General features: G+C 35.8%; 9 protein-coding genes. 2 read left to right on the forward strand and 7 right to left on the reverse strand.

All coding sequences use genetic code 11. The features are described 5' to 3' along the window. Positions 1-515: MerR family transcriptional regulator (locus tag Q0F04_RS10760; RefSeq protein WP_295753183.1), on the forward strand; the 515-nt coding region annotated here is incomplete at its 5' end. Between the two features lie 81 nt (positions 516-596). On the opposite strand, the gene gnpA is transcribed toward Q0F04_RS10760, so the two are convergent. The 6 genes from gnpA to Q0F04_RS10790 all read right to left on the reverse strand — a co-directional run bounded on the left by gnpA (position 597) and on the right by Q0F04_RS10790 (position 7,188). Next, positions 597-2,741, reverse strand: a complete 2,145-nt coding sequence (gene gnpA / locus Q0F04_RS10765; protein WP_295753185.1) for a 1,3-beta-galactosyl-N-acetylhexosamine phosphorylase — start codon at positions 2,739-2,741, stop codon at positions 597-599. A gap of 16 nt (positions 2,742-2,757) precedes the next feature. Next, positions 2,758-3,849: a sn-glycerol-3-phosphate ABC transporter ATP-binding protein UgpC gene (ugpC, locus tag Q0F04_RS10770; protein WP_295753187.1), complete on the reverse strand. Its 1,092-nt coding sequence runs from the start codon at positions 3,847-3,849 to the stop codon at positions 2,758-2,760. 11 nt (positions 3,850-3,860) lie between these two features. Further along, entirely contained in the window at positions 3,861-4,013 is a 153-nt protein-coding gene (locus Q0F04_RS10775) for a hypothetical protein (protein WP_186998549.1), read from the reverse strand. Between the two features lie 31 nt (positions 4,014-4,044). After that, a complete protein-coding gene (locus Q0F04_RS10780; protein ID WP_288523464.1) occupies positions 4,045-4,905 on the reverse strand; it encodes a carbohydrate ABC transporter permease in 861 nt (286 codons plus the stop codon). An 11-nt stretch (positions 4,906-4,916) separates the two neighbouring features. Further along, positions 4,917-5,798, reverse strand: a complete 882-nt coding sequence (locus tag Q0F04_RS10785) for a sugar ABC transporter permease (RefSeq protein ID WP_295753192.1) — start codon at positions 5,796-5,798, stop codon at positions 4,917-4,919. Positions 5,799-5,859: 61 nt separating this feature from the next. Beyond that, complete coding sequence (locus Q0F04_RS10790) at positions 5,860-7,188, reverse strand: carbohydrate ABC transporter substrate-binding protein (RefSeq protein ID WP_295753194.1); 1,329 nt, start codon at positions 7,186-7,188, stop codon at positions 5,860-5,862. A 181-nt stretch (positions 7,189-7,369) separates the two neighbouring features. Between Q0F04_RS10790 and Q0F04_RS10795 the strand changes: the two genes are divergently transcribed. Beyond that, positions 7,370-8,206: an AraC family transcriptional regulator gene (locus tag Q0F04_RS10795; RefSeq protein WP_295753196.1), complete on the forward strand. Its 837-nt coding sequence runs from the start codon at positions 7,370-7,372 to the stop codon at positions 8,204-8,206. A gap of 5 nt (positions 8,207-8,211) precedes the next feature. Here Q0F04_RS10795 and Q0F04_RS10800 read toward each other — a convergent pair whose 3' ends face one another. Then, entirely contained in the window at positions 8,212-8,637 is a 426-nt protein-coding gene (locus Q0F04_RS10800; RefSeq protein WP_270490087.1) for an HIT family protein, read from the reverse strand. Positions 8,638-8,800 lie beyond the last annotated feature (163 nt).

The raw sequence follows: 8,800 nt of genomic DNA on the forward strand, positions 1-8,800 counted from the left end.
TCTCCCATAAATACAGGAAATTTCAACAATTTATTCAAAAATTCAATTGTAGTTATACATTTTTTACAAAGTTAAGGATGTATACCATTGGACAAGTTTCTGAAATGTTTGATTTACCCATCTCTACCTTAAGATATTATGATAAAGAAGGATTTTTCCCGAATTTAGTACGCAAAGGCAATATTCGCTATTTCAGCAACAATGAAATTGAAGCTTTACGCCTTATTGAATGTTTAAAGAAGTCTGGTCTTGGAATCAAAGAAATCAATCAATTCTTTACTTGGGTTTCCCAAGGTAGTGCAAGTTATGAAAATAGAAAAGAATTGTTTGAAGCTAGAAAGTTGGCTGTAGAAGCTGAAATCAAAAACCTTCAAAAAACACTTTCTTTATTAGAATTTAAGTGTTGGTACTACTCAAAAGCTATGGAGGATGGTACAGAAGAATACATTCGTGAAATGCTTCCAGACAAGCTTCCTAGTGACATTCAAAAATTATATGATGCGAGTCGAGAATAATGAAAAAAATGGAGCAGGGGTTACTCTGCTCCAAAGCTTTTCAAAACCAGCTGGCTCGTTCTGATTTTGATTGACTGATTCTTAAATTTCAAACCATTTGATTTCACAAGCATCCAATTCAACATCAAAGCTTGTTCCATCACCCTTATACACGGTAGTTGTCTGTGGTTCATATGTATTATTGACAACACAGAAACTATTTGTAGAAGGATATACGTTGATATCCACATTGTAGTTGTCGGAATACCAGCGTTTCATTTCTTCTTCTTTGTGTGCCGCAAAGAAGATGGCGCGATACAATAGTCTTACGTTTTCAAAACTAAATGGAAGACCATTCATATATACACCGCGACCTTTTCCATATTCATTGACAGCTAAATTGACATGTAGATCTTTTTCAGCCAAGATTTCTGTTTCTGGAAGAGCATATACATCATTTACACATTCTCCCCAATCTTCATGTTCTAATTGTTCTGTAATAAAGTGGTCTTTGTGTACTTGCCAATTGTATTTGTCTGTGTGCATTGTGAAACCTAATTCTTTATCCACACCCAATACATCGTATAACGTGAAGAATTTACCGTTGCGGTTGATAGCTGTTGGCTCACCAACACCGATGAATCCACCACCCTGATCAACATAGCGACGAAGAGCTGTAATCACTGGTTCATCAAATTCAGCTCCACCACTGAAACTTGTATATGCAGAACCAATGTTCATCACAACATCCATATCGTCTAGGATCGTTGGATCTTTACGAATATCATCAAAACTAATGAAATGCACATCAAATGGGAAACCACTCAACGCTTCCATTACTCCTGTATATGAATAGATTTGTTTGTACCAAATAGCGTGGTGAACCAAGTGTGTTCCCCAACGACGAAGTTCTCCCCAACTATTGATGACACCCACTTTTAATAAGTTTAATGGGACTTGTTGATTCACATGCGAATATAGAGTACGGAATTCATCACATACCTTTTCAATATAGTCAATGAATTCAGGGAAATCCAATGCCAATTTTAAATATCCACCATACCCAATACGATCCACTGGACTGCGCAAGATAGCTCTACGAGCCGTTACCCAGTTGACCTTAGCTTCTTTTAATGGATCTCCATTTTCATGGAAAACATCTGGGAAGAAGTATGGTAAGAATCTTCCTTCTGTATACTTAACACCCTTAATATCTGAAATTAAACGAAGTGTTGTACCAGAACCAACAGATCCTACAACCGCATCCAATCCAATCGATTCAAAATATTTACCAAATGGTTCCGTACCAATCCAGTGATCCCCTAAAAACATCATGGCTTCTTTTCCATATTCATGACAAATATCTACAAATTTCTTCGCTAATTTACTTACTTCACGCTGTTGGAAATCCATGAAATCACGATATTCCTTAGTTGGAACACAGAAAGTTGAGTTATTAAATCCTTTGTTGATAATATATTCTGCTCTAAATGGATAGCCCACTTCTTTTTCAAACTGTTCCAAAATATATGGAGATACAGAAGCACTATATCCAAACCAGTCTACAAATTTTTCACGCGCAAACTCATCAAATTGAAGAGTGAACTGGTGGAAGAAAGTTGTAAAACGAACAACATCTACATCGTCCCTTTCTTCACAGAATTTTCTAAATTTATCCAATACATACTTTTGTGTTTTAGGTTGTCGAACATCAAAAGTCATTTGGTGTTCTTCACCCTGCCAATCATTCGTTAGCGCATTATACATATGTACAGGATCCCAAATCACAAATGCCAAGAAGCTGACTGTATATGCATGATAAGGAATCGTATCATGAATAATCACTTCACCCGTTTCTTCATCATAATCCCAATTTGTGATGACATCATCCGTTGTACGATCAATGACCTCCCACCATCTGTGATTATCTTTTGTGTTTGGCTTTAGTTGATCCTTATAGAAATGCTGCATGATTTGAATCTTTAATTCTGTTGACTTTGCCGTCACAAAATCACTCATCAAATACATCTGTTGGATTTCATCTGGATTTGCCTTTGCCCACGCATTATCTTTTCTTGTCGTATAGTAAGTCGCATATTGCTTAATATCCATCTTACGCAATTCTTCTGGCATATCCGTTCCGTCACAGTCACGGATGGCATCGGCTTTCCATCGATTAATAATCTCAATTGTTGCATCAATTACATCAACATCTGTCGGTACAGTTACTCTGCCTGTTTCAATCATTTTATTTTCTCCTAAACTAGTCAATTCTATTTTCCGTTTCCATATCAAAGAAATGTACTTTTGATAAGTCCATTGTTAATTTAATTGTTGAATGTGCTTCTGGTTCCAAACGAGAATTTACTTTGGCACACATTTTCTGTCCATTTAAAGCACCATGCAAGATATATTCATGTCCCAATAATTCAGCAACTTCAATTTCAAAATCAAAGTTCGCACTCGGATATGTATCTTCCACAATACCCTCACCATGTAAATCTTCTGGACGAATACCCATGATCACTTCTTTTCCTTCATAGCTCGAAAGTTTTTCTCTATACATCAAAGGAATTTCAATCTTCATAGTATCCACATTAAAGAAACCATTACTATATGTACCCTTCACAAAGTTTGTGGCAGGAGCACCCAAGAATCCAGCTACGAATAAGTTTGCAGGATTATTATATATTTCTTTTGGCGTACCAATCTGCTGGATATATCCACCCTTCATCACAACAATACGATCAGCCATAGTCATGGCTTCCGTTTGATCGTGTGTTACATAAATGGTAGTAGCTCCAATACGTTCATGAAGCTGAATGATTTCCGAACGCATTTGTACACGCAATTTCGCATCCAAGTTTGATAGTGGCTCATCCATTAAGAATACCTTCGCATTACGAACGATAGCACGACCCAAGGCAACACGCTGTCTTTGACCACCTGATAAAGCTTTTGGCTTACGATCCAAATAAGGCTCAATCTCTAAAATACGAGCAGCTTCATGCACGCGCTTATCAATTTCTTCCTTACTATACTTACGTAGTTTTAAGCCAAATGCCATATTCTCATATACACTCATATGAGGGTATAACGCATAAGACTGGAATACCATCGCAATATCACGATCTTTTGGTTCCACATCATTCATTCTTTTTCCATCAATGTAGAAATCACCAGCACTGATCTCTTCCAAACCAGCAATCATACGAAGTGTTGTAGATTTACCACATCCACTTGGTCCTACAAACACAATAAACTCTTTATCTTTAACTTCTAAATTAAAGTCAAATACAGCCTGAACATTGTTGTCATATATTTTATCAACATGCTGCAATGATAATTCTGCCATACTTCTTCCTCCTACTTATGTTTTCGATTGTATAGAAACAATAATGTTAGTAAGCCAGTCAATCCAACGATTTCAATCATTAGATTACGAACACTTACCGTCTTCTGTGCCCAAATGATCATACCTAAGAACACAAAGAATAAAACGATCATAATTATGTTCATTACTTTATTTTCATCTCTCATATTAGACACCTTACTCTTTCATTCCACCAATACTCATGCCCTGTGTAATCTTCTTTTGAACACAAATATAAAGAACTAACGTTGGAATCATAACAATTACCAACCCAGCATACATGACACCAAAGTTTGCCTGTGACTTCGCATCCGCCATTAAGTATTTAACACCAACGGCCAACGTCGCATTTTCTTTATCCATAAAAGTAAATGCGATAATATATTCATTCCAGAAAGCCAAGAATTGAAATAGGATAACCGTAATAATACTTGGTCTTGCCATTGGAATCATAATCTTTGTCATGGTCTTAAAGTAACCACAACCATCAATGCGAGCCGCCTCTTCATAAGCCTTAGGCAACGTTTTAAAATAACCCGTCAACAAATAGATTGTGAAAGGTAGTGCAGTTGCCGCATACACGACAGAAAGCCAGAATTTACTATTCAAGAAAAAGTCAAATCCAAGCTTAATATCCGCATTAAACAACATTAAGAAAATTGGAAGTACAATATAGTTCACATTTACGAAAAGTCCGGCCATGAAAAGTCCATTAAAGAATTTCTTTCCCACAAAATCAAATCGTGCCAAAACATACGATGCAGGAAGAGCCACAACCAATAGAATGACTAATGATAGGGCTGTTACGATGATTGTATTTATTAAATAATCACCCATTCTTGCCTTCACGAAGGCATCCGCAAAGTTTGACCACAACATTTGTTTTGGAAGATCAAATGGATTTCCACTCACCAATTCCAATTGCGATTTTAAAGATGCAAGGAATACCCATGCGATAGGTACAATAATCGAAATAGCTAATGTGATCAGTGCCACATAAACAAAGATCTTGTATAAAGGAAAATTACGTTTCTTCATATCTCATCCTCCTAATACTGTAATACATCACGTTCAGTGACTTTATTTATGATGGCTGATAAGGCAAATGAGAATACAAAGATACATACTCCGACAGCCATACCAAATCCATACTTACCTGCGAACGCATTGTTGTACATATAGTTCAATGCCACTTCACTTCCAAGATTTCCCTCACTTGTCAATTGAACGAACATAAATGATAAGTTGATTGTAGAAATGACGAAGAAAGTTAAAGTTGTACGAATGTTATCCCAAATCAAAGGTAAAGTAATCATAAAGAACTGTCTTACTTTACTAGCCCCCTCAAGACTTGCAGCCTCATATAGGTTTTCTGGAATACTTGACATACTTGACATATACATAACCATATAGTAACCAATGGCCTGCCATACAAGAGCACCAATAATAGAATAGTTAATAATAGCTGGATTTCCCATCCATTGTTGTTGTAAAGACGAAAGTCCAATCATACCGAAGAATGTATTTAAAATACCATTCGTAGGTTGATAAATAGCTGAGAAAATACCCGCAATAACAACAATACTCAAAATATTTGGAATGTAGAAAATAACACGGAAGAAGTTCTTTCCAACAAAGTCTTCACGCGTTAATAATGTCGCAAACAATACGGCCAACACCAAAGTGATGATCGTGATCAATACAACATACAAGATTGTATTTTGCATAGCCTCAATAAAACGCATGTCGTTAAAAAGAACCTTAAAGTTGAAGAACCCGGCAAAAGTGGCATCACTTACGAAATTGCTCTTTTTAAAGAATGCCGTCTTAAATACATCAATCGTTGGAATCACCATAAAAATGACAACCAAAATAACGGCTGGTGCAAGACACGCAAATACGAAACGATTTTGTGCTTTCTTTTTATTCATGAGTTACCTCCCATCTCTTAAAAAGCGACGAGCAACAATTTGCTCATCGCTTTAAGTTTAATTATTCAGTTACAGCTTTGTTTTTAGATAATTTAGCCCAAGCATCTGTTAATTTGCTTTGGTAATCTTTTGCAGTTAATTCACCAGTAGCTAAAGAGTCGATTGAACCAAATACTGTAGCAGCACGGTCAAAGTCTGGTAAGTTATCTGTGTTGTAAGGAGCAAATGCACCTAATGCAGCAGAAGCAGTGTCATATACAGAGAAGAATTCTTTTGTATATCCATCTTCCATAGCCGCAATAGTGTCTGACATATGTGTAGTTGGAACAATGTTTCCACCTTCAGCCATGATCTTAACACCTTCATCAGAATAGATAAACTTCAAGAATGCTTTCGCATCATCTACGTTTTTAGCTTGAGCAGGAATCCATACTTGTTCAGTCATAGAACCAACGAAACGTTCACCATCTTTTTCTAATGCAGGCAATGGAAGTAATCCCCAGTGATAATCTTCAGGCGTTGTATCTGCCATTTCATTCACTACCCAGTCACCATTAGGCATGAATAATGCTTTTCCATCAATTACAGCCTGTTGGTTCATTGTGAAACCATCTTTCGCATTTGCGTTCGCAACAGTATCAGAATATAAATAATCAGGACTTACTAATTTAGTTAAAATATCGATAGTTTGTTTAGCACCATCTGTATTCCAAGCATCCTTGTCATAATTTAATACGTTAGTTAATAATTCTTCTCCACCAGTTTCTTTCAACAATGCATTTAATGTGTTGTCAAAGTAACCATTTGTTGGATACGTAAATAATGCGATACCATCTTTCTTAGCTTGATCACCCAAAGCCCAGAATTCTTCCCAAGTTGTTGGAAGTTCATATTTCTTTCCTTCTCCAACTAGTTCTGTATTATAGAAGAATCCAGCAGGAGTCGTCTTAAGTGGCATCAAATAAGATTTTCCATCACCATAATATTGTACGATACTACTATTTGCGTAGTTTTCATCCATACCAACTTCTTTAACTACATCTGAAATATCCAATACTTCATGCGTATTTAATTGAGTTTCAGTATATCCAGAAGGCTGACCCAAGTTATAGTAAACAACATCTGAATATTCACCCTTCGCATTTTCTTTATTTAATACATCAGGCAATTCTTTTTCAAAACGCAATTGAACATCCACATCCGGATTTGCCTTTTCAAAAGCCTCAGCCAATTTTGTGAATACCTCTTCACCATTACCACCAGAGAAAGAATCGAATTTTAATACTCGCTTATCTCCAGAATCAGAATTTTCAGCTGGTTTGCTAGAACATCCTGCTAACATAGATGCTGCCATCGCAAATGATAACCCAGCAGTTATAACTTTTTTCATACTTTACCTCCTCATAAATTCGTATGAACCTCTTTTGACAAGCCTAGTATAGCCTATTTGAAAGCGCTTTATCATAAAAATATAGCTCTATATTTTAGATATATTGCGATTTAGTGAATTTGGCAACAAAATTGATAAACAAAAGAAAACAATATATAATAATACTAAAAGAGGTGTTTTTATGAGTACACAACGCTTTCAAATCGATCAAGTCGACTTCAATAAAGCCCGACCAAAACTACTATATATAACTGAATCCAAGTTCGATCACGAATGGAATTCCACCCTACATACCCATTTATACACGGAAATATTCTATGTAACAAAAGGCCATGGACTATTGAGTTTAGACAACAAAAACTATCCCGTAAAAGAAGACGATCTTGTTATTGTCAATCCATTGGTATCCCATACCGAGCGTGGTATTGAAAATGTAAACTTCGAATACATTGTCATGGGAATTGAAGGAGTTACCTACTTTTCAAAAGAAGAAGACGAAGAACAAGGTTGTAGTATTGCCAATTATTATGAATACAAACACGAAGTATTATTCTATTTAAAAACCATTCTAATGGAAGTTAAGGCTAGAGATGTAGAATATCAATCCTTATGCCAAAACTTATTAGAAGTATTACTCATCAACCTAATGCGTAGGGCCAACATCAATTTAAAATCTTCACCTGTTAATAAAGCCAACAAAGACTGTGTCTATATTGAAAAATATATAGATGCTCACTTTAAAGAAGATATCACATTAGACACTTTAAGTGAACTTACTTTCTTAAATAAATATCACATTGTACATGCCTTTAAACAATACAAAGGAATCTCCCCCATTAACTACATGATTCAAAAGCGTATTCAAGAAGCTAAAGTTCTACTTTCTACAACCAATCTTCAAATTTCAGAAATATCCATCATCATAGGATTTACTAGCCAATCCTATTTTGCCCAAGCCTTCAAAAAAGCAACGGGCATTTCTCCCATTCAATTTAGAAACAAACAAAAAGGAGCCTAGCTCCTTTATTTACATAATATAGCACGATATTTTTCAACCATGTCCTGATATTCTTCATCCGACAATGTCTTTTCACCTGGATTCATAGCGAATACACCGCCCCATTCGTATCCATCCTTATATTTAGGAACTAAATGGAAATGAAGATGATGACCCGTATCTCCATAAGCACCATAGTTCACTTTGTCTGGATTGAAGATTTCATGCATAGCACAAGCTACCCTATTGATATCCTCCATATAAGCAGCTCTTTCCTGGGCCGTCAACTCTGTAATTTCACTCACATGCTTCTTATGAGCCACAATCACACGACCCGGATGAGACTGTTCCTTAAACAAATACACTTTTGAACTTTCTAGTTCACAAATTTTAATTCCGAAAGCAGCTACTAGCTCGCCTTCCATGCAATAAGCACAATTTTGATCTTTCATTTTTTTTACCTACTCTTCCTGAAGGTATAATACCACATTTTGTAAGTACTTACATAATTAATTTTAACTAATTATTTTACGTATACCCTTAACTTTGCAGAGTTTGTATAACTAAAAAATAAAAGAAGCATTAGTAGCTAAATTCACCAATGCTTCTGTCAAT

Source organism: uncultured Holdemanella sp. (assembly GCF_934772795.1).
Classification (GTDB): Bacteria; Bacillota_I; Bacilli_A; order Erysipelotrichales; family Erysipelotrichaceae; genus Holdemanella.

Coding starts and splice junctions, on each gene's coding strand:
- gnpA (WP_295753185.1), bottom strand. CDS start 2,741: ATGATTGAAACAGGCAGAGTAACTGTACCGACAGATGTTGATGTAATT.
- ugpC (WP_295753187.1), bottom strand. CDS start 3,849: ATGGCAGAATTATCATTGCAGCATGTTGATAAAATATATGACAACAAT.
- Q0F04_RS10775 (WP_186998549.1), bottom strand. CDS start 4,013: ATGAACATAATTATGATCGTTTTATTCTTTGTGTTCTTAGGTATGATC.
- Q0F04_RS10780 (WP_288523464.1), bottom strand. CDS start 4,905: ATGAAGAAACGTAATTTTCCTTTATACAAGATCTTTGTTTATGTGGCA.
- Q0F04_RS10785 (WP_295753192.1), bottom strand. CDS start 5,798: ATGAATAAAAAGAAAGCACAAAATCGTTTCGTATTTGCGTGTCTTGCA.
- Q0F04_RS10790 (WP_295753194.1), bottom strand. CDS start 7,188: ATGAAAAAAGTTATAACTGCTGGGTTATCATTTGCGATGGCAGCATCT.
- Q0F04_RS10795 (WP_295753196.1), top strand. CDS start 7,370: ATGAGTACACAACGCTTTCAAATCGATCAAGTCGACTTCAATAAAGCC.
- Q0F04_RS10800 (WP_270490087.1), bottom strand. CDS start 8,637: ATGAAAGATCAAAATTGTGCTTATTGCATGGAAGGCGAGCTAGTAGCT.